The sequence below is a fragment of the Exiguobacterium sp. s141 genome (assembly GCF_018618085.1).
Lineage (GTDB): Bacteria > Bacillota > Bacilli > Exiguobacteriales > Exiguobacteriaceae > Exiguobacterium > Exiguobacterium mexicanum_A.
Window position 1 is genome coordinate 322,209 of record NZ_JACSLJ010000001.1, and the last position, 22,771, is coordinate 344,979.

A 22,771-nucleotide genomic window follows, 5' to 3' on the forward strand; every position below is an offset into this window, starting at 1 on the left:
GTTGTTCCTCCTTGTTATAGTTGGGCCATGATCAATTTGACCGGCAAATAAATCGTGTAAAAAATCATTGTCACCATCATCGTCAAAAATCCGTATAATACCGGCTCGGCCTTGGTGATTAGTTGTTTCCAATACAATTCCATCTCTTCAAACACGAGATCACGATGCAACGTCATGATCGATCCCAGCTCACCACTCACCGTACCGACGCCGAAGAGACTGACGACCTCATGCTCGAGCAACCGTTCTTGCCGGGCCGCCTCTTCGAGTTCAAGACCGTCCGACATACGCTCATGGATCCGTCTCGCGATGGCCGCGACTTCCCCGTCACCCCGAGACAAACGCTCGATGATATGACGGACCGAACCTTGCCCTTCACTTAAGAGCGAGAGCTCACTGACGAACAAATACGTGACGTACAGCCGCCTGCCTCGTTCGACGACACGTAGCGGCACAAGCCGGCCGCGTCTCCCGTTCCAGTAGAGGGCCGCCCCGGTCATGAGCAAGCCGATGAATAGACCCGGGAAAAACCAACGGGACAACAGAATTGCGTTTATCCCATCTAGCGCCTCGACGTCCACCATCGACAGCAATTTCGGGAAAATATAGAGCGCATAAATCGCCCCGAGTCCGAGCAGCATCGTCAAAATCACGAGCGGATACCGCGCTAGCTGCTTGAGCTCTTGCTGCAGGTTTCGGCGCATCGTCGACAAGACGAGCACTTGCTCGAGCCCTTCTAAAAAGTGATGGCCCCGCTCCGCCGTGACGAGCATCTCACGCATTCTTGGGTCGGTGACGAGTCCCGAGAACACTTCGGCGAGCGGCCGACCTTGCTCGAGTTGAAGCCGCATGTCCCGAATCACTTGTTTTGCTCTGCCTCGTTCATGAAGCTCAAGTGTTTCGAACGTCTTTTTCAATCCGACACCACGGGCCTGCAGCCTGAGAAAGCGACGGATCGTGAATAAGTCTTTACTCATCTGGTCTCGGACCATGAACAGCTCACCTCCTCTTCGCGGTGCAGGATGCACCAATGACGGGCGACCTCCATCTTGCCGACGAGCTGTTCGAGCCGATGTTCGCCGTCCTCGACACTCGCCGTGTGGAACGTCGCGATCGTCAAATGGCCACTGAGCGCCGCGTCGTGTGCCACCCGCAACTCCTCGCTCGTTCGGATCTCTCCGATGACGATGACGTCTGGGTCGGCCCGAAGTGTCTCTTTCAATAGACTGCGATGGTCAAGTCCCGCTTTCGGGTTGACCTCGAGTTGAATCACTCCCGGCACCTGCTTCTCCGGAGGGTTCTCGATCGTCACGATTCGGCGGCCGCCCAAACTTTGCAAAAATGCGTAGAGGACCGTCGTCTTACCTGCCCCCGTCGCGCCGCCAATCAATAACAATCCTTGTCGGAGCATAGCCAACTTCAAAAAGCGGTTCACATCCTCATCGTCTAGCAACTCGGACAACTGAAACGAGGCGTTCGGGAGTCGCCACGACATAAGCGTATGGTCGAATGAAGGTAAAAACGTGACCCGGATCGCGTCCTCCGTCCCGACGTACATACCAGACTGAGGCACGCGATGATCCGTTTCCGTTAGCGAGCACCAATATTTCATATGTAACGTCAACCGTTCGTAGTCAAACTGTGTCATCGACTCCAGTCGATGCAAGAGCGTCCCGTGGCGAACTTGAATCATCACCTCGTCTCCGTATGGCATAAAATGGACATCGCTCGCATTCAAATTTCGCGCCGCTCCCACGACACGCTCGATCACTCGTTTCATCTCCACCACCTCAATAAGAGCATAAAAAAAAGCCCACTCCTTGGAAAGTGGACTTGTGTCAGGATACGTTTGCAGTTGTTGATTCGAAACGACGGGCATACGCCTCGATTGTCGCTTTGTCATAGCCGACAATGACTTCGTTGCCATCCGTCAAGATTGGACGTTTCAATAGTTTCGGGTTGTCGCTCATCAATTTGAGCAATTCACTTAGCTTCAAATCTTCGACGTCGATGTCGAGTTGTTTGAACGCCTGACTTCTCGTCGCAAGAAGCGAGTCGACACCGTTTTCACTGAGCGCTAACAGCGTCATCAACTCATCTACCGTCGGGGCGTTCCGGAAGATATGGCGCTCGCTCACCTCGAGGTGTTGCTCTTGTAAAAACGCTTTCGTCTTACGGCATGAGGTACAGCTCGGATACGTATAGAACATCAATTCATTTGCCATTTTAATACCTCCTTTGAAGTTGAGAACCAATTCGTTCGATGTGTGTAAATCGATTATACAACCTTATACCCGTTTTGTACATAGTTTGTACAAGTTTTTTAATTTTTTGTACAAGTTTGTGCAACCTAATTATTTCACATATTTTTCACGATTATTTTGCTCAATTCACACGTTTCCATAGCATTTTTCTGAATGTGTTGGTAAAATAGTGAATGAGAATGGAATAATGCACGTATGGGGGGATTAACATGGCGAGAATGTTCCGTGTCCTAGGCTTTTGGACTGGGTTGATCGCGGCGCTTGCTTTCGTAGGCGCACTCGGTGGAGATCAAAGCAGTAGCGAACATAGTGGTGACTTCGTCGTAATGGGTCTTGTCTTTTTAGCTCAAACTATTTTCTTCGTCGCACTAGGCTACTTGAAACTCACTGAAAAAACGTATGTATACGTGTTCGGCGCATATTTGACTGTCTTCTTCGTCGTCTTCACGTATTGGAGTAACTTCCAAATGTAAAAAAAGATTGTCTCCTCGTGAGACAATCTTTTTTTGATTCATCGCTCGAAAAATGGATTCGTCCGGATTTCGGCCTCGAGCGTCGTCTTCGGCCCATGTCCGGAATAGAGCACAGTCTCGCCTGGTAACAGCTGTCGCATCCGATCGATCGATCCGAGCAAAGTGGCCTGGTCGCCACCGTATAAATCGGTCCGTCCGACCGACTGTTTGAAAATCAAATCCCCACAGAAGGCAATGCGTTCCGTCGGGATGTGGAGCGTGACGCTGCCCGGCGAATGACCAGGCGTGTGATGCAACTCAATCGTGAAGGCACCGATTTCGAGCGTTTTACCTTGATAGACCCGTTCGGCTGGACGCATCGATGCGCTCGGCAGATGGAACTTCGCCGCCCCGTTCTTCTCGTCGTCCATCAGCCACGTCCGTTCCGCTTCATGGACGTACACCGGTACGGCGTAACGATCACGAAGGGCATCGATGCCACCGATATGATCGAAATGGGCGTGTGTCAACAAGATGGCGTTCAAGCCACCGAAGCGTTCGACCGCCTCAAAGAATTTCGGATCGTCCGTACCTGGGTCGACGATGAGGACCGTCCCGTCTTTCTCGAGCACGTATCCGTTCTCTCGGGCCAAGCCCGATGTGATTTTTACAATATTCATTCAGAACACCTCCACATCCCATTCTAATCGATATTGTGGCAAAATTGTAGCGGAGGCTTTCTTTGCTCGACAGCGTGTACATTATCGGATAAAATAATAATGATATTTCAGTGAAATTTTTATGAATTTCATGACGTATAATAAAGGGGGAACTCGTCATGCATTTGTATGAACCATTTGGATGGATCTCGCTCATCGTTGCACTCGTTGCAATCTGGGGAATGGCCCGTTCGTTTAAGAAACGCCAATTCTTTCCACTGGCTTTCGCCGCGGTCACTGTACTCGTATTTGGATTTTTCGGCGTCGCGACATTGATTTACGGTGGAATCCCAGGCTAATGAGCATGAAGACGACTTCGGTCGTCTTTTTTTGTATAACAAACAGCGCCGTCCCGGCTAAGCCGGGACGGCGCTGTTGCTTACTGTTCGGTCTGTTCTTTAAAACGAAGCAGATCCGAATAAATCAAGTCATCATTCATTTGGAGAATCTTCTCTGCTTCTTCACTATCCGGTCCACAAAGTGAAACGTCCTCAACGACTTCACCACTCGAGGCGTCATAGCATGTCGATTGCGTCCAGACATACTCCTCAGTGATAACGGTGCCGTCACGGAAGATGGCGCGGCTCGTCCGGTCTTCCGATAACAAGTCGCTACCGAATCCGACCGTGTCCGACGTGTCGATTCCGAGCAAGTGAAGGATCGTCGGTTTCATGTCGACATGACTGCCGATCGTGTCATGTACTTCGCCCTTGGCTTGTCCCGGTAAGTGGACCGCGAACGGGACCGCTTGGAGCTTGGCGACGTCGTATGGCGTCAACTCGTCTTTCCCGAGCAGGTCGGCCATCGCGTCGTTATGGTTCGTCGAGATGCCGTAATGGTCACCGTAGACGACGAAGATCGTGTCATCCCACATACCGTTCGCCTTCAACTCATCGATGAACAACCCGAGCGCGTAATCCTGATACGCGAGCGCCTGCGGGAAGTTGTTGAGCGTCGTCGAGTTCGTCTCGAATTTCGGGACGAGCTCATAGTCTTCGCTCGGCATCGTGTACGGGAAGTGGTTCGTGAGCGTGATGAACTTCGCGTAGAACGGCTCCGGCAACTCTTCGAGCATCGGGATCGACTGTTCGAAGAAACTGTCGTCGAGAAGTCCCCACTCCGTCATATCCTCGGGGTTCCCGAGGTCATAACTTTTCTCGTCGAAGAATTGATCGACACCGATATTTTTATACATCAAGTCCCGGTTCCAGAACGACTTGTTGTTGGCGTGGAACACGGCCGAGTAGTAGTTGTCTTCCTTGATCAATTCAGGAAGCGCCTGATACTCGTTGTCGGCGTTCGTGAAGTAGACGGCACCGCGCGGGAGGCCGTAGAGCGAGTTATCGAGTGCGAACTCGGCGTCTGACGTCTTCCCTTGTCCGACCGTATGGTAATAATTCGGCCAGTAGTGTGACTCTTCGATCAATTTGTTCAAGTTCGGCGTGATGTATTCGCCGTTCGAGGCCTTCATGTTGTGCGTGAAGTTTTGGGCCGACTCGAACGAGACGACGATCACATTTTTGCCTTTATATTTCCCGAAGTAGTCCGGGTTCGGTGCCGCGTAATGTTGACGGGTATATTGCTCAACTTTCGCCAGTTCCGATCCATCGGCCATCGCTTTCTGGGCCGATGTCTTCGTTTGAAGCATCGCGTCATAGACGTGGAAGTTGAACGTCCCAATATTTTTGACCAACAGCTCCCGGTCGAACGAACGTGTCAATAGTTCAGGGCGTTCCGTTTCGGCGAGCGATAAGTTGAACAAGAAAACGACGACCGCTGTTGCGAACGTCACGAGCGCTCTCTGATGAGAGGCCGCCGTCGCCTTCGCATTGATGCGTCGTAAGATGAACGGCAAGGCGAGCACATCCCCGAGGATGATCAAGTCCTTCCATTCCAACAATGAGGTGAACGAGGTCGACAACGTCTCCATGTTCGAAGGTTGCAAGATGACCGGCATCGTCAAGTAGTCGGTGAACTCGCGGTAATAGACGGCGTCAGCGAACAAGATGAATGACGCCGCGGCATAGAGCATGTACAATACCCACTTTTGCTTATTTCCTTTAAAGAAGAAACTGAAAGCGAATAAGAAAAGTGTGGAGCTGATCGGGCTGATCAGCAAGATGAATGCCTGGGCGGTGTTTTCAATCGGGATATTGAAGAAAAATTGGTAAACTACGTACGTCTTCGTCCAAAGTAATAGCGTGAAAATCCAAAATAACCGATATTCTTGAAACGAAGCGCGGACCGTATCATTCAGTCGCATAGTAAGCTTCGAAAAGCTCTGAGATGACTTCATCTGACGGCCTCCTCCTCTGTTCAACGGGCGACGAGATCAAACGAACTCGCTCCCCCTATTTTTTTATAAGTTCAATTGGCTTGTTATCCATTTCACGTATGATAACAGTCGGTATCAAGTCCAAATCTTACCCCTTTTTTAACAAAAAATCAACTCTGTCATTACAAATTTTACATTATCCCATACCCGTTCCATATGAAAAACACGCCTGCGTCAAGACGCAGACGTGCATGGACAATTATTAGACACGGGTTGGCAAGAAATGTTTGCGGGCGAGCCAAGCACACCCGATGACACCGGCGTCGTTCTCGAGTTCCGCAATTTTGAACGTGGTCGAAGCGTAGACGCGTTCGAGGGCGAACCGTTTGAACTGCTCATCGAGCGGTTCAAGGAGCGCTTCACGCGCTTTCGAAACCCCTCCTCCGATGACGATCATCTTTGGATTCAACGTGTTGGCGATATTTGAAATCGTTAGGCCGAGATATTCGGTCATCTCTTCGACGACTTCTGTGGCGACGGGATCGTTCGCCTTGAACGCTTCAAACACGTCACGTGCCGTCACTTCTTTCAACTCGTTCAACGACGTCGTCCGATTTTTTCGTTTTTGGAGCGCCAAGCGGGCGACACCTGTCGCCGAAGCGATCGTCTCGATGCAACCTTTGCGTCCGCAACCGCACATGACGGCTTTCGACTCGTCACGTTCAACAGTGATGTGACCAATCTCTCCAGCCATCCCTGCTGCCCCGTGGACGATGTTTCCATTCGTGATGACACCGCCACCGACGCCCGTGCCGAGTGTAATGGCAAGGAGTTCTGACGCGCCTTCACCGGCACCTTTCCACATCTCACCGAGTGCGGCGGCGTTCGCGTCGTTCTCTAGGACGGCCGGCAATCCCACGGCTTTCTCAAACTCGCTGACGAGCGCAAAGTATTTCCAACCGATGTTCGGCGAGTATTCGACGACACCCTCGGAGAAGTTGATGAATCCAGGTGCCCCGATTCCCGCACCGGCGAACTCCTCTTTCGCTTTGCCCGATTTTTCTAGATAAGCCTCGAATGAAGCAGCGATATCAGTCGGAATATGTACCCCGTTTTCTCGAATGTCCGTCGTGATCTCCCATTTGTCAGAAATGATCCCGTTCATATCTAAGACGGCCATTTTCACCGTCGTCCCACCAATGTCGATTCCTAATAACCACTTCATCTGTTCCACTCCTCATCTCGATTAAATCGCTTTCATCCCATAGTTTACACTATTAAACCCCTAGTGCAAACCTTTGCACTAGGGGTTTTTCTGTCAATCTATTGAATTTTTCAATTCATGCGTCAAAATGATCTTGGCCGTGTCATACTCTCGTTGTTCAATCATCCCGCCGGCATGCAACTCGTCGAGTTCCATCATCATGAGGCCAATCTCGGCATCGCGTTCGCCGATATAAATGATCGTCCCGAATGATTTCAAGAATTGTTGGACATCATAAAAATTTCTCATCGTCCGTCTCCCATCGTCGTGAGCACGTAATGATAGAGCAGTTCCCGTGTCGCCTCGAGCGATTTTGTATGCGTCCGCTCATAGCTATGGCTCGACTCGATGCCTGGTCCGAGGAGTGCATGGCGTACATCGTAGCCGGCACTGATTGCTGCCGAGGCGTCGGATCCATAATACGGATAAATATCGACTTTATGGGCGATACCGTGTTCCCGGCACAACGCGGTGAACTGACGGCGTAATCCAAGATCGTACGGACCTGATGAATCTTTCGCGCAGATTGAAACCGTATATTCGTCCGAGTGCTGGCCGTCCCCGAGCGCTCCCATATCGACGGCGATATATTCGGTCACCGCCTCCGGGATCCCGGCGTTGCCCCCGAACCCGACCTCTTCGTAGTTGGAGATCAAGTAATGGACCGGATGTGGCAAGTCGGCGCCGACGAGGTCTTTTGCCAAGTCGAGCAAAATGGCGACGGACGCCTTGTCGTCGAGGTGTCGAGATTTGATATAACCCGCGTTCGTCTGGCGAAAGCGTGGATCGAACGAGACAAAGTCCCCGACCTCGATGCCCAGGGCACGCACGTCTTCAGCCGAATGAACGTCAGCGTCCAGTCGTACCTCGATATTTGATGCCGTCCGTTCGGCACTGTTCGTGTCTTTATACACATGGACGCTTGATTGATGGATAAGAATCGTTCCTTCGACAGGTTCACCGGCCTCCGCATGGACCAAACAGTTCTCCCCTTCAATGGCGGTCCAGGCGTAGCCGCCGACTTGTGTCAACCGTAGACGGCCACTCGGCAAAATCTCTTTCACCATCGCCCCGAGCGTGTCGACGTGAGCCGTCAACAGGCGCGCCCGATCCGATTTCCCTTCAAACGTCGCAAGGAGCGCTCCTTTATTCAAGCGTTTCGTGGCGACGCCGAGATTCGTGAGTTCTTGCTCCACGAAGCCAATCGCCTCATCCGTCATGCCGGACGGACTCGGAATTTCAACCAGTTGCTTCAACGTATTAATCATATCCTTACTCCTTTGTCATCGATTATAGCCGAACCAGAATAACGCTCCAGATGCCACGAATACGATCACCGCAAACAACAGGCGGCGCTTCTTCGTATGCTCATCCGGCAAGCCGACCACTCCCGCCATCAGAAAACCCCCGACCAGCCCCCCCGCATGTGCGGAATGGTCCAAACTAGCGCCAAGGACGAAAGCGAGTCCTACGTTTAATCCTAACATAATAAACAGCGGCGGACCGAGCGTCTTCATAAATAAGGAACGGTCTCGGAGGCCAAAATAGAGGAGTGCCCCGACGAGCCCGAACAGCGCCCCCGATGCCCCGGCCGATATGGCTTCACTGAACGCGTAAGAGGCGACTGTGGCGATGACGCCGGCTAACAAATAAATGGTGACGAAGCGTGACGAACCGTACATCCGTTCAACGAGCGGACCGAGCGACCAAAGCGCGAACATATTGATCGCGAAATGGAACCAGCCGATATGGAGAAACATCGGTGTGACCAGGCGCCACCATTCCCCTTCGTCGATGAGCGGATTCACTTTCGCTCCGAAGCGGATGAGCGTATTCGGGTCGAGCGTCGACCCGATTGATTCGGCGAACCACATGACAAGAAACGTCACGAACATGAGTCCATAGACGAATTGTGGTTTCCCGAAGGAGAACCGTTGCTTTAGTTCGTTCTTCCGTTGTTGATCGAGCGCGACGGCCCGTGGTCGGTACGACTCTTCTGTTTGCCCACACGGTCTCATGCCGAGCTTCACTTTCGCCGCGATCGGGAACGTGAGGGACGATAGGCGCTCCTCATCGACAAGCGGATCGCCGTAAATGTGGACGTGTAACTTCTCACGACCGATGCGGGCCAATCGAAACGAGTTCATGACCGCCTCGACGTCCATGCCAACATGGTTCGCCCAGGCTTTGTCTGTCCGTATGTAGAGGTGATAGACGTCCCCCGCTTTCGTGTCGAACAATAAAAGTGCCCGCGACGGCTCTAAGATGCCCTCGATGCGCCCTCCCGATTCGACCGCACGATATACGTCTTCCCAAAAACAAGCTGGCTCTGACATCGATGGTCACCTCCTTCTATACTTTTATTTTAAAGGAAATTATAGCTGGCGACAAAAGAGAGCCTCTATGCAACGTGTCGAGAAGAGCAGATGACAAAAAAACCGTAGCGGCGTTAGCCGGCTACGGTGATGAGCGAAGGATTGCTCGGTTTTACAAGACAGGTTGCATCGTTTTCAAGAGCACTTCTGCCGAATGATGCATCTTTTGTTTTTCTTCTTCTGATAACTCGATTTCCACGACTTGACGGACACCTTGACGGTTGATGATCGCTGGTACACCGATGTGGATGTCGTTCAAACCGTACTCACCGTCCAAGTGCGCACCGACCGTCAATAACGTGTTCTCGTTGCGAAGCACGGCTTTGACAAGACGGAGGAGACCAAGACCGATGGCGTAGTACGTCGCCCCTTTACGTTCGATGATATGGTAGGCTGCGTCACGAACGTTGACATAGATATCTTCGAGGTCTTCCCATGTGTACTCGTCATTCTCTTCAAGCAACTGTTCGACCGATTTTCCGTAAATACGGGCGTTGCTCCATGCCGCGAACTCTGTGTCGCCATGCTCGCCCATAATGTAAGCGTGGCAGTTACGTGGATCGACGTTGAAGTAATCACCGAGCATGTAGCGAAGACGTGACGTATCGAGTACCGTTCCTGAACCGAATACCCGATGCTTCGGTAATCCTGAATATTTCCAAGCCAAGTGGGTCATGATGTCGACCGGGTTCGAGGCGATGATGATGATGCCATCAAAACCAGATGCCATGATGTCCCCAATCATCGACTTCATGATTTTGGCGTTCTTTTCGACGAGGTCGAGACGTGTTTCACCTGGTTTTTGCGGTGCGCCGGCAGTGATGACGACGATATCTGCTGCACCACAGTCTGTGTAGTCTCCTGCCCAGACGCGCATCGGTGAAGAGGCAAACGAGACACCGTGATTCAAGTCCATTGCTTCCCCTTCAGCTTTCGATTTGTTGATATCGATGATCACAAGTTCCTCACAGAGACTAGCTGTCGTCAATTGGTAAGCAAAGCTGGCACCGACCGCTCCGGCCCCGACGAGCGCGACGCGTGTTACTTTAGCATGATTTAATGTTTCCATATTGATTCTCCACCCTTCGAACAATCTGTTTCATGTTTTTGTTTTGTCTGTTACATAAAGATTGTAACATCATTCACAAACACTCACTACAAGGGAAACCGTTTTCAGTTTGGCAATATTGTGACAATATTCACATTCATTTGAAACATCTTCACTGACTGTACTACCCTCATCGCAGCAAGAGGAAACTAATCGCCGCCGCCGAGGCGATCGCCAAAAAGTTGACGGCGTCATTGCCGAGAAAGCGCCAGCTTGAAACGTAAGTCGTCGGCTCGTGATGATGGACTTTCTTCTCAGTCAGCTTACCGCATACACGACAGCGAAACTTGCGTTGAACCGTCGCCCCAAGGAGAGTGTCGACAACGCTTCCGGTCAACCCGAGAGCAATCAACAAGCCGGCGAACCGTAAGCTCATATCGATAAATGGCAACGAAGCGACGATAATGACCGTGGCCCCCGCGACCGACATGAACGTCCCGAACGGAGACACCCCGCCACTCGTTCCCGGCTCCACTTCGCGGAACGTCAAAATGGAGCGCGGTTTTTGTTTGGCGAGCACCCCGAACTCGGAGCCCCATGTGTCGCTCGTCGCCGCCGCAATCGAAGCGATGTACGCGAATAACCAGGCATCGTTCGGTGTAAGCAACATACCGAGCGCCGTCGCCATCCCGATACCACCATTGGCGAGCACTTGAACGAAGTCACGAGGTCCCGATTTCTCAACGATCTCATCGACAGGCTCTTTGTCGCGGGAACGGTATTTCGAGGCGAGCGATGACGTCGAAAAGAAGACACCGAGCAAATAGAGCCCGAACCAACCGAATCCGTACCCAATGACTGTACCCGTCACGACCGTCAAGACAGCCCCAGAACGGGTCAGTGAGCGCAGACGATAGCCGGCGAAGGCTACCAGACAAGTTACGAGAAAGATGGCGAGCATAGAATCGTTTCCCTTTCCGTCACGATAAATTCGACAGGAATGTCGTGTGGCTCGACAGGGATGTCATCAAGCAGTTGGACGTCATAGGCCAACGAGATGGTGACACCTTCATACGTCGCTAAAAAACGGTCGTAATACCCCCCACCCCAACCGATCCGATACCCGGATCGGTCAAAGACACGTCCCGGCACGATACAGACGTCAATCGTCCGCGTCGTCGCGACCGTCGTCGGCTCTAAAATACCCATGACGCCCGGCTCAAGGTCTTCGAACGAATGAATTTCATGGAACGTAAGTCCCTGTTTTGTAACTTTCGGCACGAACACCGATTTTCCTGCCTGCCAAGCTAAGCGAATGAGTGGCAACGTATCAATCTCTAAATCGAGGGCGAGCGTGACGGCCACCGTATCCGCCTCTCGCCACGCCTTCAGTTCGGTCAATGTATGTATGATGACGCGGTCCCGGTCCGGTCGGTCGTCGAGTTCACGGATTTGACGATGTACATTTTGCCGGAGTAGTTTCTTTTCAATCACTTCAATTCCCCCTTGTTCAAAAAAAGGCCGCCACATGAGTGACGGCCAGTCTCATTATTTCACTTCGCGGTAAAGCGTGTGACGACGGAGACGTGGGTTGTATTTGCGCAATTCGAGGCGCTCTGGGTTGTTACGTTTGTTTTTCTTCGTGATGTACGTGCGATCGCCTGTTTCTGTGCAAGCTAGTGTGATTTTAACGCGCATTTCTTTCACTCCCATCTTACTGATGTTGTATCAAGTGCTTTTGCTTTACAGTCTAAGCATACTCAATTATCCTACCAAGTTTTATTTGAAAAAGCAAGGTTATTTCGTGTTCTTTTTCAAACGTTTCTGCCCGTATGGCGAAGCATCGAGCGGCAGGCAGGTTTTTACGTTATCGCCAATCGGATAGCGCATTCCGACTTCCTCGGTCGACAGTTGTTCGCAAATAAAGACCGTATCGGCTTCAGCGAGGATGCTGCTCTCGATTCGATGGATTGCGTCGAACAGTCCGCCGTGTCCATGCGGATTGCGAGTCGTTTCAAATGACAACATAGTTGAGTATAACGGAACTTGTAGTGCTTTCGCAAGTGAACGTGCCGCTGTAATCGTCATCCAATCGAATTGATGAATCGCTTTGAAGGTGACTTTCGAGACAAGCTCATGTGCAAGTTTGACGTAGGCCACGTTTTGAGCCGCAACTTGGTTCATCACATGCTCCAAGAACGGGCTCGTCAGGCGAACGCGGTACACGTGAACACGGTTGTGGCGTTCATATTCCGGCAACCCTTCTTTGAACGGTGTCAAGACGTACACTGTCTCCCCGTCCGCTGCTCGTGCCTCGACCTCGTCGATGACGCGACGACCGAGGTCCCCGACGACGTTGCCTGTATATTCAGGCGTCAAGACGAGGATTGCCTCGTCCTCTTGGCCACGCTCCGTAGTCACATAATAGTCGTGTGGCGACAAGAACGTGTCGATGTCGATGTCCACATCGTCAAGGAACGGATACGCGCGATAATGTTCAGCGAGCAACTCGTCCGATAGCTTGTCTTGATAAAGTGCCGTCTCGAGCTCGGCGAACAATCGCGTATGCTCGCGGAACCGTTCTGCCGCATATTGGGCCGTAGTCTGCCCGTCGAGGATAAACGCCCAGTCACTCGACACAGCGAGTACGTAATGGCGAATGAGTTGGATCAGTGTCCGGTCGACGAGTGGCGACTTGTGACGATAGTCGGCCACGTCTTTGACGAGTTGCGTCTCCATCATGTGTAAGTGACGTAGCATCCATTCGTTGCGTTCGTTGATCCAGACGTCGCCGTACCCTTTACGTCCCCACGTGTTCATCGATACGTGGACCGTCTCGAGGTCTTGGAAGTGACGCTCGAGGAACAAGGCTGGCGTGATTGTCTCGATGCCAAACTCTTCGAGCCGCTCGGCGACCTTGCCGAGGAATTCAGGTCCTTCAAACCACCAGTGTCCGAACAGCTCAGCATCGAACGGTGCCGTCACAAGGAACGGCGGGAACATTTGTCCACCGTGGGCCTCGAGATGCCCTTCGAGCGTCTGTGCGAAATCAAGGGCGTGGTTGTCGATTTGATGTTCGGCCCAGGCACGGACATAATAGTCCTTCTCATCCGTGTCGCCCGTGATGCGGTGCATCTTCAAGCCCGTATCGAAACGAATGCCTTCCGGATGCATGAACTTTTCGATATACGCCCAGTCGCGATCATAGGCGAGGTCACGATAAAACTCGCGATAGTCAGGATGGCCCGGATACCCGATCATCGAGCTCCAGATTTTCCCGGAGATGATTTGGTCACGCGGGAACAAGGCGACGCCATGTGGCGAGTAGACCGGAGCGCCAATGCCTTTCTGCGGCGTCGGATCGGCATCGAGCAAGGCGTGCTCATCGACGAACGTATAGCGGACACCTTCTTCATACAAGATGCGGTCGACACCTGGCGTGTAGGCACACTCCGGTAACCAGATTCCGGTCGGGCGGAACCCGTAATGACGCTCGAAACAGTTCAAGCCGGTACGGATTTCCGCGCGGGCGGCCTGTTCCGTGAACAAATGCGGGTTGAAGCCGTGTGTCGCCGTACACGTGACCATATCGATGAACCCTTGCTCACGATATGTACGGAACGCATGGTTCAAGTTTTTCTCCCAATGCAGGAACGTTGTTTTCAAATCGTTGTAGCGCCCGCGATAAAAATGGAGCGTCTCAACTTCCTGTTCGCTCCGTCCTTCGGCGAGCTCGATCTCAATCAATTCGAGCATCTCATCCAAGTGTTCCACGTAGCGGTCCTGAACGAGCGGGTCAGCGAGCATCTCGACGACTGGTGGTGAGATGCTGACCGTCCAATGGAGCGGTTTTTGTAGACGGTCGACTTGCCATAAAATTGGGATATAGGTCTCGGAGATGGCTTCATACACCCATCTCTCTTCTAATCGATGTTTCTCTTCATGTCGCACGTACGGAAGGTGGGCATGAAGGACGAGTGAAAAATAACCTGGTTTCATCTAAAAAATCCTCCTCAGCGCACGAATCGGTATGCGGAATATTTTGGTAACGTATCGAGTAATTCAGGAGCCTCGACTTCCCCGTACTGCCAACGGCGCACTGGTTCAGCGAAACGACCGTGCCCGGCCGGCTCAGCTCGTGGCGTGTCAATCGGCGATGTGGCGAGCAGCGGAAGGAATTCCCCTTCCATCGTCCGAATCCCAAACTCAAAGACGTATGTCGTATTCGGGTCGAGCGGACGGACGAACCAACTGTTCGTCATCTCCGGCAATTCGAACGTATACGCCCGGTTCGCATGCCCGCTCGCGTAATCAAGCAATGTGATGTCAAGGATGCGGAACGCTTTCGGCAAGTCTTCCCATGGACGCATAAATTGCATCGAGAGCGTCTCTTTGACGCTGTCCGACACTTCCCAGAAGACGTAAACGGCGTTCGGTGATTGGACGACCGCATGCATCAAATCTTGATCGTAGCGGTCTGGGAGCTTCCAGAACCCTTCTGGACCTTTGTCAAGAAGCGGTGATTGGGCAGGCTCCTCGTGTTGCAGTGTCGAAGCGACCTGCTTCACAGACGAGGCGGGTACTTGCTTCGATTTAGATGTCATTGCTTTCTTCCCTTCAGTCTTTCGTTTTGGTGCGGCTACCGGCTTCGCCGGCTCCCCATGTTGGGAACGCCATTTACGCCAAGCGTATTGGACTTTCCCGATTGGCATATCTAATTGTTCTGCAATCTGTTTTAACGTCAGTCCTTGTTGTTTCAAGGAAACGATTTTCTCTTCCATATATGTGTGGCTCCCTTCCTAAAAAAAATCCATGTGTTCTACTATTCGCTCCTTATCCGTGAATTCCTGCACAAAAAAAAGTAAAGAACAACTGGTCTGTTGTTCTTTACCACTCTTGTCACTGATTTAAATCATAATGTTTCCCTTTTTCAAGGAAAATGAGATGTTCTCCGAAATTGGTCACGTGATCACCCATCCGTTCTAAATAACGGGCGATGTTCGAAAACTCATACACGTCGTTCGTTCCAACCGTCATATTCGGAACGAATCCCATGTATTGTTTGATTGTCTGTAAGTTCAAATCATCGATGACTTTATCCATCTCATTCAATTCACGCACCCGGCTAACCTCGCCCTTCCGGTAAGCGCGCGTCGCGAGCTCGAGCATGTCGATCAACTGCTCGGCCATCTGTTTGAGCGGTTTGATGTCGAGGACGTACGGGACGTGCTCGATACGGCCGACGGCTTTGGCGATGTTCGTCGCATAGTCCGCAATCCGCTCAAGGTCCGTCGCCGATTTCATCGTCACGATCAAGCGGCGGAGGTCGGTTGCGACCGGTTGCTGTTTCGCGATCAATAGAATGGCCTCGTCGTTGATTTCGAGCTCGAGGTCGTCAAGCTCATTATCGTTGTCGATGACCGTCTGGGCGAGCTCGAGGTCACGTTTCTCAAGCACCTCGATGGCGGTCGCCGTCTGGCGCATCGTCAAGTTCGCCAAGCGAACGACTTTATCTTCTAATTCGTTTAACTTCATATCAAAGAATGTGCGATTTTGTGCCATGATTGTCTCCCCTTCTTAACCGAACCGGCCAGAAATATAATCTTCAGTCCGTTTATCAGTTGGATTCGAGAAGATTTTGTCGGTCGCATCGAACTCGACAACTTCTCCGTTTAAGAAGAACGCCGTCTTATCCGATACACGAGCCGCTTGTTGCATGTTGTGTGTGACGATGATGATCGAGTACTGCTCTTTCAACTCTTGGACGAGCTCTTCGACTTTAAGCGTCGAAATCGGGTCAAGCGCTGACGTCGGTTCATCCATGAGGATGACGTCCGGTTCGATGGCGAGCGTACGCGCGATACAGAGACGTTGTTGTTGACCACCCGAGAGGCCATAGGCGTTCTCGTTCAAACGATCTTTCACTTCATCCCAAATCGCCGCGCCGCGAAGCGAACGTTCGACGATCTCATCAAGCACTTTCTTGTTTTTAATCCCGTGTGTGCGCGGCCCGTATGCCACGTTATCATACACTGATTTCGGGAACGGGTTCGGCTGTTGGAATACCATACCGACCGACGTCCGAAGATCTTCGACCCGATAATCGCGGTCAAAGATGTTGCGTCCGTGATAAAGAATCTCACCGTTCGTACGCACCGAAGGGACGAGCTCGACCATCCGGTTCAACGTCTTGATGAACGTCGACTTCCCGCAACCCGACGGACCGATGATGGCCGTCACTTCGTTTTGCTTGATGTCGAGATTGACGTCAATCAACGCCTGATCGTCACCATACCATAAGTTCAAGTTGTTCACGACATAGGCACTGTCTTTCTGCATCACCGTTTCGTTCGGTTGGGTGGTCGTTGTATTCACTTCATGATCTCCTTTAAGTTCTTTTTGTTTCATCATCTCGAGAGTCCTCCTCGTTTACTGCTACGACTTAATGTCGGTTCGTATATTTGTTACGGATATAGATGGCGGCCGAGTTCATGATGATCAACATCGTCATCAAAACGATGATACCGGCAGCGGCCAAGTTTTGGAATTCTGCTTGCGGACGGCTCGTCCAGTTATAGATTTGAATCGGGAGCGCCGTGAAGTCCGAGAATACGCTGCTCGGCGTCGTCGAAATAAACGTCGCCGCTCCGACCATGATCAATGGAGCCGTCTCGCCAATCGCACGTGATACGGCCAAGATGATCCCTGTGATAATCCCTGGAATCGCCGACGGCAAGACGACGTTGAACGTCGTCTGCCATTTCGAGGCTCCGAGCGCGAGCGATGCGTGACGCAACTCCATTTTGACCGAGCGGAGCGCTTCTTGCGACGCGACGATGACAATCGGTAGACTCATCAGTCCGAGCGTCAAGGCTCCGGCCATAATCGAATTCCCGAGTTCCATGACACGTACAAAAATGGTCAATCCGAGCAAACCGAACACGATTGACGGCACGCCGGCCAAGTTCGAAATGTTCACTTCGATAAACGACGTGATGCGGTTCTTCGGTGCGTACTCTTCAAGATAAATCGCGGCACCGACACCGATGACAAACACCATCGGGACGATGAGAAGCATCAACCAAAACGTCCCAATCAAGGCAGGATACAGCCCGGCCTGTTCAGGACGACGGGATGGGAAGTTGCGGAGAAAATCCAAATTCACCCAGCCGCCACCTTTAGAAACGACGTCATAAATCAACGTCGACAAGACGAGCAGGGCGAAAACGAGCCCCGCTAAGAAGATATATTTAAAAATCTCATTCAATTGAAGACGGCGTTTAATTCGTTGTGAAACCGAATCACGATCCATCAAGTTCTTCGTATTCTTGAACTCACTGTTCGGCAATGCCATATTAGTACTCCTCTCTGAAGCGGCGCGTCACCCAGTTCGCGAATAGGTTCATCACAAGGGTGAAGACGAACAATAGCGCACCAACCGCATAGATACTGTAGTATTCGATTGTCCCGTATCCTGCATCACCTTTGGCGATTTGGACAATATACGCCGTCATCGTTTGAATCGCGTTGAGCGGGTTGAACTCGAAGTTCGGCTGCGACCCACCAGCGATCGTTACGATCATCGTCTCACCGATGGCACGGCTCATCCCGAGGACGATCGAGGCGATAATCCCTGAGAGCGCGGCTGGCATGACGACTTTGATGGCGACTTCGAGACGTGTCGCGCCAAGGCCGAGGGCTCCATCCCGAATCTTTTTCGGTACGGCGCTCATCGAGTCTTCCGAAATAGAAGCGATCATCGGAATAATCATGATTCCGACAACGATCCCCGGGCTGAGTGCGTTATAGATTTGAAGCCCCGGAATCAACGCTTGCAAAATCGGTGTAACGAACGACAAAGCGAAGAATCCGAAGACAATCGTTGGAACGCCAGCGAGCACTTCAAGAATCGGCTTCAAAATGGTGCGGGCACGCTCAGATGCGTACTCGCTCAAATAAATCGCCGATGCCAAACCGAGCGGGACAGCGACAATCATGGCAATGACGGTGATCTGGAGTGTTCCCATGACGAGGGCCCAGACGCCGAACCGTTGATCGGCACTAAGCGGATACCATTCGGTCGAGCCTAAAAACTCGGCGACCGGTACGCGCTCGAAAAACTTGAACAGTTCAAAACCAAGTGTGAACGCGATGCCGACCGTCGTGACGACCGAAACGAATGCGCTCAAGAATAATAAGAACGGCATGACTTTATCAAACACGTTCGTCGTACTATATTTCTTTTTCTTATTGGCTTCAATCATCTCTCGAATTGACAGCCCTTTGTTTGGTTGATTCATCTCGTGTATCGCTCCCTACCTCTTCATACTAGAAAGCACGGCGAGAAGGCGAGAGCGACTCTCACCTTCTGCCTTCTGCGCTATTACTCGCCAGCGATCTCGTCGATCACTTCAGCGTTCTCATCGTATCGTGCTTGTTCCATTCCGACATATCCGACTTCTTCTGAAAGGGCTGCTGCATTTTCATTCAAGAAGCGCGTGTAGTCAGCGACTTGCGGCTTATCTTTCAACGACGCGTTGTTCACGTATGTGTAGATTTCACGTGAGAGCGGGTATGAAAGATCATTGATTGTGTCAGTCGTCGGTTCAATACCTTCGACGTTCAATGCGCGAAGCGTATCTTTGTTTTCAATGTAGTACGCATATCCGAAGAATCCGATCGCACCTTTCGTACCGGCAACACCTGTTACGAGAACGTTATCGTCTTCTGACAATTGTGCGTCTTCGCGGATGTCTGTATCTTCAAGGACTGCTTCGTTGAAGAAGTCATACGTTCCTGAATCTTTACCAGGTGAGAAGAATGAGATTTCTTCATCCGGCCAGTCTGAACGGACGTCCTTCCATGTCTTCACGTTCGGATCAGTCCACATTTTGTTCAATTCATCAATCGTGATATCTTGGGCCCAATCATTCTCTGGGTTGACGACGAGCGAGAGGCCATCAAGCGCTACAGCGAGTTGTGTGTACTCAACGCCATTCTTCTCGGCTTCAGCCGCTTCTTCTTCTTTGATTTCACGTGATGCGTTCGAGAAGTCTGTCTCACCAGTGACGAAACGTTTGAATCCGCCACCTGTACCTGAAACCCCGACCGTCACTTCAACGTCTGGCTGTTCAGCTGAGTATTCTTCCGCTACAGCTTCCATGATTGGGAATACGGTAGACGAACCATCCATGACGACTTTACCTGAAAGTCCTTCACCTTCGGCTGCGCCGTTTCCTTCTTCATTGTTTCCACACGCGGCACCGATAATGGCCACCGAAGTGATTGAAGCGACTATAGCTGATTTTTTCATCCAAGACATTTCTGACGTCCTCCTTGAGTTTGCTTTGATTTGTGTTGTAGCTTCCTTGCTCTGTCCTACAATTAACATCCTAATAAACTACTATTAACGAGAAATAAACGGAACGTAAAAGAATTGTAAAGACAAAAAAAGAAGCCACCGAAGTGACTTCTTTACTGGAGCTGTGCTTGGACGTCTTCTAAATCAAAGTACGCCTTCATGATGTCGTGCGCGACACGGGTGTTGATCCCTTCTGCCTCGAGCCCTGGCATGATGATGGCCCAGGCGATTTCCGGGTCATCATACGGCGCCCAGCCGACGTGGTTCGAGTTGAGCGTCTTGATCGGTTCCCCGTTCGCGTTGCGCTTCGCTTGACCATCCGGCCCTTCTGCGATCGCTTGAGCGGTACCGGTCTTACCGGCCGCCGTGATTCCTGTCTGTTGCAGGATACGAGACGTTCCGCTCTCGACCCCTTGTCGGAAGCCTTGGCGCGCCCGTTGAATGAATTCATCACGGATATCGACTTTATTGAGCGCATTCGGTTGGAACGTGCTGACGACTTGCTTGTTCGACTCGTCGAGCGAACCCGGTTCGATGATTTCTTTCAATAGATGCGGTTGAATCCGGTATCCACCGTTCGCGAGCGTCGACGTATACTGCGCCAATTGAATCGGCGTATACGAGATGAACTGACCGATCGACATGTCCATGAGGAGCGTGACACGGTCCGGTACACTACGGAATCCGATTGATTCATACGGGAGGTCGATCCCTGTCTCGATTCCGAGGCCAAACTGTTTGTAGTAATGTTCCATCGTATTGAACGCCTCGGTCACGTTGTCGCCGACGATTTGGCCGGTCGAGTAATAATCGGCGAGCCGCAGGGCAATTTGGAACATATAAATGTTCGATGATAACGCGAGGGCATCCAGGTCGTTGATGCTCCCCATGTTTCGGTACGACGACTTGAGCGACGAGCCGATGCGAATCGGCGTGTCATAAATGTATTCACCCGGTTGGATGACTTCTTCTTCAAGGCCGAACGCGACCGTCGCTCCCTTGATCGTCGAGCCGATTTGACTCGCTCGCAGGACCGTCCCGGCCGAGACATCTTTGAATTCGTTCGTTTCATAGTCGAGCTCTTGTCCCGATAGGGCGAGCAATTCACCCGTCTGTGGGTTCATGACGACGGCGAAAGCACGGTCAAAGTGCGGGCTTCCCGAACGGCCGGCTCGAATCGCTTTCTTCAAAATCTCATCGATTTCTTTTTGGAACTCGATGTCCGTCGACAAGATGATATCTTTCCCTGGGTTCCCACTGACACGAGTCGGTTCTCCGACCGGCTCTCCTTTATACGTCGTGAAGACGTCATAGGCCGGGGTTCCGCGTAGCACGTCCTCATACTGTTGTTCGAGATAAGATGTGCCGACGCGGTCGTTCAAGCCATAGCCTTTCGCTTGATATGAGGCGCGTTGCTCGGCCGGGATTTGACGATAACTTCCGAGGAAACTTTGGAACGTCTCACCGAACGGATAATCCCGCTGATAATACGGTTCGACGCTGACGCCAGGGAGCAGTTCTAAGTTTTCTTCAATCAGTGCCATCTCTTTCGGAGATGCCCCGATTTTGATGACTTGCGGGTCGAGGGCGTAACCTGACTCCATGTTATGTTTGATGGCGATGATTTCCTCGGTCGCATCATCGAACGTGATTTCCGCTTCTGTGATGGAATCGAGCAGCAGTTGGTCGACGTCTTGGTTCGACAAGGCGGCCCGCTCTTCTTCCGGGAGATCGGCCAATAGCTTTTGGACGCGTTCTTGCGAGCGCTCAGGATCGATGGCGATCCAATAATCCTTGCGGTCCCGCTCCGTCACTTTGCGGTCTTTCTCTGGGACGTCGACGATCTCAGCGAGCTTGATGGCGACATCGAGCCGTTCTTCCGTCTTTGTCACTTGCGAACGACGGTACATGACCGAATAGTTTGAGATAGTATCGGCGAGCACTTGCCCGTTCCGGTCGTAAATCTTGCCACGCGGCACCTCGTATTTGATTTTACTCGATTCCGTCTTTTGCACTTCACGGGCGATCAACTCGCCGTTGACGATTTGAACGACGCCTAAACGAAAAATGAGCGTCGCGAACAAGATGAACACGATGAAAAACAATAAGTTCAATCGCAAGGGCAGGTGGTTGCGCCGTTTCTTTGGCACTTTCACACGGTGTCTGGCCAATTCAGTTGTCTCCTTCCTGGCTCGTTCTTTCTATAAGTATAGGTGACATATATGTCGATGATATTTCTATTTTTAGACTCGATTTTCACTATATCATAATTTGTTTACAAAATAATGAAATGTAGAAAAAATCCCGAGATTCAATAGAATCCCGGGACAGTGTCATTATTTTGCGTCTGCATAGAGCTTCGCGACGTAATCCCAGTCGATGACATGGAAGAACGCTTGGATGTAATCCGGACGACGGTTTTGGTAGTTCAAGTAGTACGCATGCTCCCAAACGTCAAGACCGAGGATTGGCTGAACGCCTTCCATGATCGGTGAATCTTGGTTTGGTGTCGATGTGACTTCGAGTTTACCATTTTTCACGACGAGCCAAGCCCAACCAGAGCCGAAGCGAGTTGTTGCTGCTTTCGTGAACTCCTCTTTGAAGGCATCAAAGCTACCGAACGCCTCATCGATGGCAGAAGCGAGTTCGCCTGTCGGTGCGCCGTTCTCGTTTTTCTTCAACAATTTCCAGAAGAATGAGTGGTTCCAGTGACCGCCACCGTTGTTGCGAACAGCTGTCTGAATGTCAGCAGGAAGCGAATCGATTTTTTGGAGCAAGTCTTCGAGCGAAGAGTATTCCACATCTTTTCCTTCGAGTGCATTGTTCACGTTCGTGACGTAAGTGTTGTGGTGTTTCGTGTGGTGGATTTCCATCGTGCGTGCGTCAATGTGTGGTTCAAGTGCATCGTATGCGTAATCAAGTTGTGGTAATTCAAATTTAGCCATAACTAAAATCCCCCTTAAAATTGGTTTGAACAACGTTCGTTTTAAATGTAACAGATTTGTGACGGCTG

24 protein-coding genes are annotated in these 22,771 nt (G+C 51.4%); 2 read left to right on the forward strand and 22 right to left on the reverse strand.

Translation table 11 applies throughout. The annotated features are described in order from the left end of the window. Positions 1–14: 14 nt before the first annotated feature. From KNP74_RS01720 to KNP74_RS01730, 3 genes are read right to left on the reverse strand one after another with little or no spacing between them, the layout of a single operon-like run. Positions 15–992 (reverse strand): type II secretion system F family protein, encoded by a 978-nt coding sequence (locus tag KNP74_RS01720; RefSeq protein WP_138859257.1) that lies wholly within the window; start codon positions 990–992, stop codon positions 15–17. Further along, entirely contained in the window at positions 974–1,780 is an 807-nt protein-coding gene (locus tag KNP74_RS01725) for an ATPase, T2SS/T4P/T4SS family (protein ID WP_034778024.1), read from the reverse strand. The genes KNP74_RS01720 and KNP74_RS01725 overlap by 19 nt, the downstream gene beginning before the upstream one ends. A 58-nt stretch (positions 1,781–1,838) precedes the next feature. Then, positions 1,839–2,225 carry a Spx/MgsR family RNA polymerase-binding regulatory protein gene (locus KNP74_RS01730; RefSeq protein ID WP_052090134.1) on the reverse strand — a complete coding sequence of 129 codons (387 nt, stop codon included), beginning with the start codon at positions 2,223–2,225 and terminating at the stop codon, positions 1,839–1,841. Between the two features lie 248 nt (positions 2,226–2,473). Here KNP74_RS01730 and KNP74_RS01735 point away from each other — a divergent pair, with 248 nt between their 5' ends. Next, positions 2,474–2,737: a DUF2626 domain-containing protein gene (locus KNP74_RS01735; protein WP_021067727.1), complete on the forward strand. Its 264-nt coding sequence runs from the start codon at positions 2,474–2,476 to the stop codon at positions 2,735–2,737. 38 nt (positions 2,738–2,775) lie between these two features. Here the strand turns inward: KNP74_RS01735 and KNP74_RS01740 are convergent, their stop codons facing one another. Continuing rightward, on the reverse strand, positions 2,776–3,396 hold the full coding sequence (locus KNP74_RS01740; RefSeq protein WP_214763221.1) for an MBL fold metallo-hydrolase: 621 nt from the start codon (positions 3,394–3,396) through the stop codon (positions 2,776–2,778). A gap of 158 nt (positions 3,397–3,554) precedes the next feature. Here KNP74_RS01740 and KNP74_RS01745 point away from each other — a divergent pair, with 158 nt between their 5' ends. Continuing rightward, entirely contained in the window at positions 3,555–3,734 is a 180-nt protein-coding gene (locus tag KNP74_RS01745) for a DUF2759 domain-containing protein (protein WP_029595254.1), read from the forward strand. Between the two features lie 80 nt (positions 3,735–3,814). Here KNP74_RS01745 and KNP74_RS01750 read toward each other — a convergent pair whose 3' ends face one another. The 18 genes from KNP74_RS01750 to KNP74_RS01835 form a co-directional block, all read right to left on the reverse strand. After that, entirely contained in the window at positions 3,815–5,731 is a 1,917-nt protein-coding gene (locus tag KNP74_RS01750) for an LTA synthase family protein (protein WP_138859256.1), read from the reverse strand. Positions 5,732–5,972: 241 nt separating this feature from the next. Continuing rightward, positions 5,973–6,935 carry an ROK family glucokinase gene (locus tag KNP74_RS01755; protein WP_138859255.1) on the reverse strand — a complete coding sequence of 321 codons (963 nt, stop codon included), beginning with the start codon at positions 6,933–6,935 and terminating at the stop codon, positions 5,973–5,975. 93 nt (positions 6,936–7,028) lie between these two features. After that, complete coding sequence (locus KNP74_RS01760) at positions 7,029–7,223, reverse strand: YqgQ family protein (RefSeq protein WP_034778034.1); 195 nt, start codon at positions 7,221–7,223, stop codon at positions 7,029–7,031. Next, on the reverse strand, positions 7,220–8,242 hold the full coding sequence (locus tag KNP74_RS01765) for a M42 family metallopeptidase (RefSeq protein WP_214763222.1): 1,023 nt from the start codon (positions 8,240–8,242) through the stop codon (positions 7,220–7,222). Before KNP74_RS01765 ends, KNP74_RS01760 begins: the two co-directional genes overlap by 4 nt. Before the next feature lie 15 nt (positions 8,243–8,257). Continuing rightward, complete coding sequence (locus tag KNP74_RS01770) at positions 8,258–9,310, reverse strand: rhomboid family intramembrane serine protease (RefSeq protein ID WP_214763223.1); 1,053 nt, start codon at positions 9,308–9,310, stop codon at positions 8,258–8,260. Positions 9,311–9,461: 151 nt separating this feature from the next. After that, a complete protein-coding gene (locus KNP74_RS01775; protein WP_034778040.1) occupies positions 9,462–10,418 on the reverse strand; it encodes an L-lactate dehydrogenase in 957 nt (318 codons plus the stop codon). Positions 10,419–10,587: 169 nt separating this feature from the next. Further along, complete coding sequence (locus KNP74_RS01780) at positions 10,588–11,358, reverse strand: DUF92 domain-containing protein (RefSeq protein ID WP_138859252.1); 771 nt, start codon at positions 11,356–11,358, stop codon at positions 10,588–10,590. Beyond that, on the reverse strand, positions 11,337–11,891 hold the full coding sequence (locus KNP74_RS01785; protein WP_167491780.1) for a 5-formyltetrahydrofolate cyclo-ligase: 555 nt from the start codon (positions 11,889–11,891) through the stop codon (positions 11,337–11,339). The genes KNP74_RS01780 and KNP74_RS01785 overlap by 22 nt, the downstream gene beginning before the upstream one ends. Before the next feature lie 54 nt (positions 11,892–11,945). Continuing rightward, on the reverse strand, positions 11,946–12,110 hold the full coding sequence (gene rpmG, locus KNP74_RS01790) for a 50S ribosomal protein L33 (RefSeq protein WP_255313299.1): 165 nt from the start codon (positions 12,108–12,110) through the stop codon (positions 11,946–11,948). Between the two features lie 84 nt (positions 12,111–12,194). After that, the gene (locus KNP74_RS01795; RefSeq protein ID WP_214763224.1) at positions 12,195–14,396 is read right to left on the reverse strand and encodes a 1,4-alpha-glucan branching protein domain-containing protein; all 2,202 of its coding nucleotides are present in this window, start codon (positions 14,394–14,396) and stop codon (positions 12,195–12,197) included. A 14-nt stretch (positions 14,397–14,410) separates the two neighbouring features. Then, positions 14,411–15,178 (reverse strand): DUF4912 domain-containing protein, encoded by a 768-nt coding sequence (locus tag KNP74_RS01800; protein ID WP_214763225.1) that lies wholly within the window; start codon positions 15,176–15,178, stop codon positions 14,411–14,413. A 118-nt stretch (positions 15,179–15,296) separates the two neighbouring features. Continuing rightward, positions 15,297–15,959 (reverse strand): phosphate signaling complex protein PhoU, encoded by a 663-nt coding sequence (gene phoU / locus KNP74_RS01805; protein WP_034778050.1) that lies wholly within the window; start codon positions 15,957–15,959, stop codon positions 15,297–15,299. A gap of 15 nt (positions 15,960–15,974) precedes the next feature. Then, complete coding sequence (gene pstB / locus KNP74_RS01810) at positions 15,975–16,736, reverse strand: phosphate ABC transporter ATP-binding protein PstB (RefSeq protein ID WP_052090224.1); 762 nt, start codon at positions 16,734–16,736, stop codon at positions 15,975–15,977. 103 nt (positions 16,737–16,839) lie between these two features. After that, positions 16,840–17,751 (reverse strand): phosphate ABC transporter permease PstA, encoded by a 912-nt coding sequence (pstA, locus tag KNP74_RS01815; RefSeq protein WP_034778052.1) that lies wholly within the window; start codon positions 17,749–17,751, stop codon positions 16,840–16,842. Position 17,752: 1 nt separating this feature from the next. Continuing rightward, positions 17,753–18,697: a phosphate ABC transporter permease subunit PstC gene (pstC, locus tag KNP74_RS01820; RefSeq protein ID WP_138859246.1), complete on the reverse strand. Its 945-nt coding sequence runs from the start codon at positions 18,695–18,697 to the stop codon at positions 17,753–17,755. An 83-nt stretch (positions 18,698–18,780) separates the two neighbouring features. Next, on the reverse strand, positions 18,781–19,719 hold the full coding sequence (locus KNP74_RS01825) for a PstS family phosphate ABC transporter substrate-binding protein (RefSeq protein ID WP_138859245.1): 939 nt from the start codon (positions 19,717–19,719) through the stop codon (positions 18,781–18,783). A 152-nt stretch (positions 19,720–19,871) separates the two neighbouring features. Beyond that, positions 19,872–21,929 carry a peptidoglycan D,D-transpeptidase FtsI family protein gene (locus KNP74_RS01830; protein WP_205729359.1) on the reverse strand — a complete coding sequence of 686 codons (2,058 nt, stop codon included), beginning with the start codon at positions 21,927–21,929 and terminating at the stop codon, positions 19,872–19,874. Positions 21,930–22,094: 165 nt separating this feature from the next. Then, positions 22,095–22,703, reverse strand: coding sequence for a superoxide dismutase (locus tag KNP74_RS01835; RefSeq protein WP_214711426.1), 609 nt, complete (start codon positions 22,701–22,703; stop codon positions 22,095–22,097). Between the last annotated feature and the right edge of the window lie 68 nt (positions 22,704–22,771).

Excerpts from the sequence above, each read along its gene's own strand:
- KNP74_RS01720 (WP_138859257.1), bottom strand. The coding sequence starts at position 992 with ATGGTCCGAGACCAGATGAGTAAAGACTTATTCACGATCCGTCGCTTT.
- KNP74_RS01725 (WP_034778024.1), bottom strand. The coding sequence starts at position 1,780 with ATGAAACGAGTGATCGAGCGTGTCGTGGGAGCGGCGCGAAATTTGAAT.
- KNP74_RS01730 (WP_052090134.1), bottom strand. The coding sequence starts at position 2,225 with ATGGCAAATGAATTGATGTTCTATACGTATCCGAGCTGTACCTCATGC.
- KNP74_RS01735 (WP_021067727.1), top strand. The coding sequence starts at position 2,474 with ATGGCGAGAATGTTCCGTGTCCTAGGCTTTTGGACTGGGTTGATCGCG.
- KNP74_RS01740 (WP_214763221.1), bottom strand. The coding sequence starts at position 3,396 with ATGAATATTGTAAAAATCACATCGGGCTTGGCCCGAGAGAACGGATAC.
- KNP74_RS01745 (WP_029595254.1), top strand. The coding sequence starts at position 3,555 with ATGCATTTGTATGAACCATTTGGATGGATCTCGCTCATCGTTGCACTC.
- KNP74_RS01750 (WP_138859256.1), bottom strand. The coding sequence starts at position 5,731 with ATGAAGTCATCTCAGAGCTTTTCGAAGCTTACTATGCGACTGAATGAT.
- KNP74_RS01755 (WP_138859255.1), bottom strand. The coding sequence starts at position 6,935 with ATGAAGTGGTTATTAGGAATCGACATTGGTGGGACGACGGTGAAAATG.
- KNP74_RS01760 (WP_034778034.1), bottom strand. The coding sequence starts at position 7,223 with ATGAGAAATTTTTATGATGTCCAACAATTCTTGAAATCATTCGGGACG.
- KNP74_RS01765 (WP_214763222.1), bottom strand. The coding sequence starts at position 8,242 with ATGATTAATACGTTGAAGCAACTGGTTGAAATTCCGAGTCCGTCCGGC.
- KNP74_RS01770 (WP_214763223.1), bottom strand. The coding sequence starts at position 9,310 with ATGTCAGAGCCAGCTTGTTTTTGGGAAGACGTATATCGTGCGGTCGAA.
- KNP74_RS01775 (WP_034778040.1), bottom strand. The coding sequence starts at position 10,418 with ATGGAAACATTAAATCATGCTAAAGTAACACGCGTCGCGCTCGTCGGG.
- KNP74_RS01780 (WP_138859252.1), bottom strand. The coding sequence starts at position 11,358 with ATGCTCGCCATCTTTCTCGTAACTTGTCTGGTAGCCTTCGCCGGCTAT.
- rpmG (WP_255313299.1), bottom strand. The coding sequence starts at position 12,110 with ATGGGAGTGAAAGAAATGCGCGTTAAAATCACACTAGCTTGCACAGAA.
- KNP74_RS01795 (WP_214763224.1), bottom strand. The coding sequence starts at position 14,396 with ATGAAACCAGGTTATTTTTCACTCGTCCTTCATGCCCACCTTCCGTAC.
- KNP74_RS01800 (WP_214763225.1), bottom strand. The coding sequence starts at position 15,178 with ATGGAAGAGAAAATCGTTTCCTTGAAACAACAAGGACTGACGTTAAAA.
- phoU (WP_034778050.1), bottom strand. The coding sequence starts at position 15,959 with ATGGCACAAAATCGCACATTCTTTGATATGAAGTTAAACGAATTAGAA.
- pstB (WP_052090224.1), bottom strand. The coding sequence starts at position 16,736 with ATGCAGAAAGACAGTGCCTATGTCGTGAACAACTTGAACTTATGGTAT.
- pstA (WP_034778052.1), bottom strand. The coding sequence starts at position 17,751 with ATGGCATTGCCGAACAGTGAGTTCAAGAATACGAAGAACTTGATGGAT.
- pstC (WP_138859246.1), bottom strand. The coding sequence starts at position 18,697 with ATGAATCAACCAAACAAAGGGCTGTCAATTCGAGAGATGATTGAAGCC.
- KNP74_RS01825 (WP_138859245.1), bottom strand. The coding sequence starts at position 19,719 with ATGTCTTGGATGAAAAAATCAGCTATAGTCGCTTCAATCACTTCGGTG.
- KNP74_RS01835 (WP_214711426.1), bottom strand. The coding sequence starts at position 22,703 with ATGGCTAAATTTGAATTACCACAACTTGATTACGCATACGATGCACTT.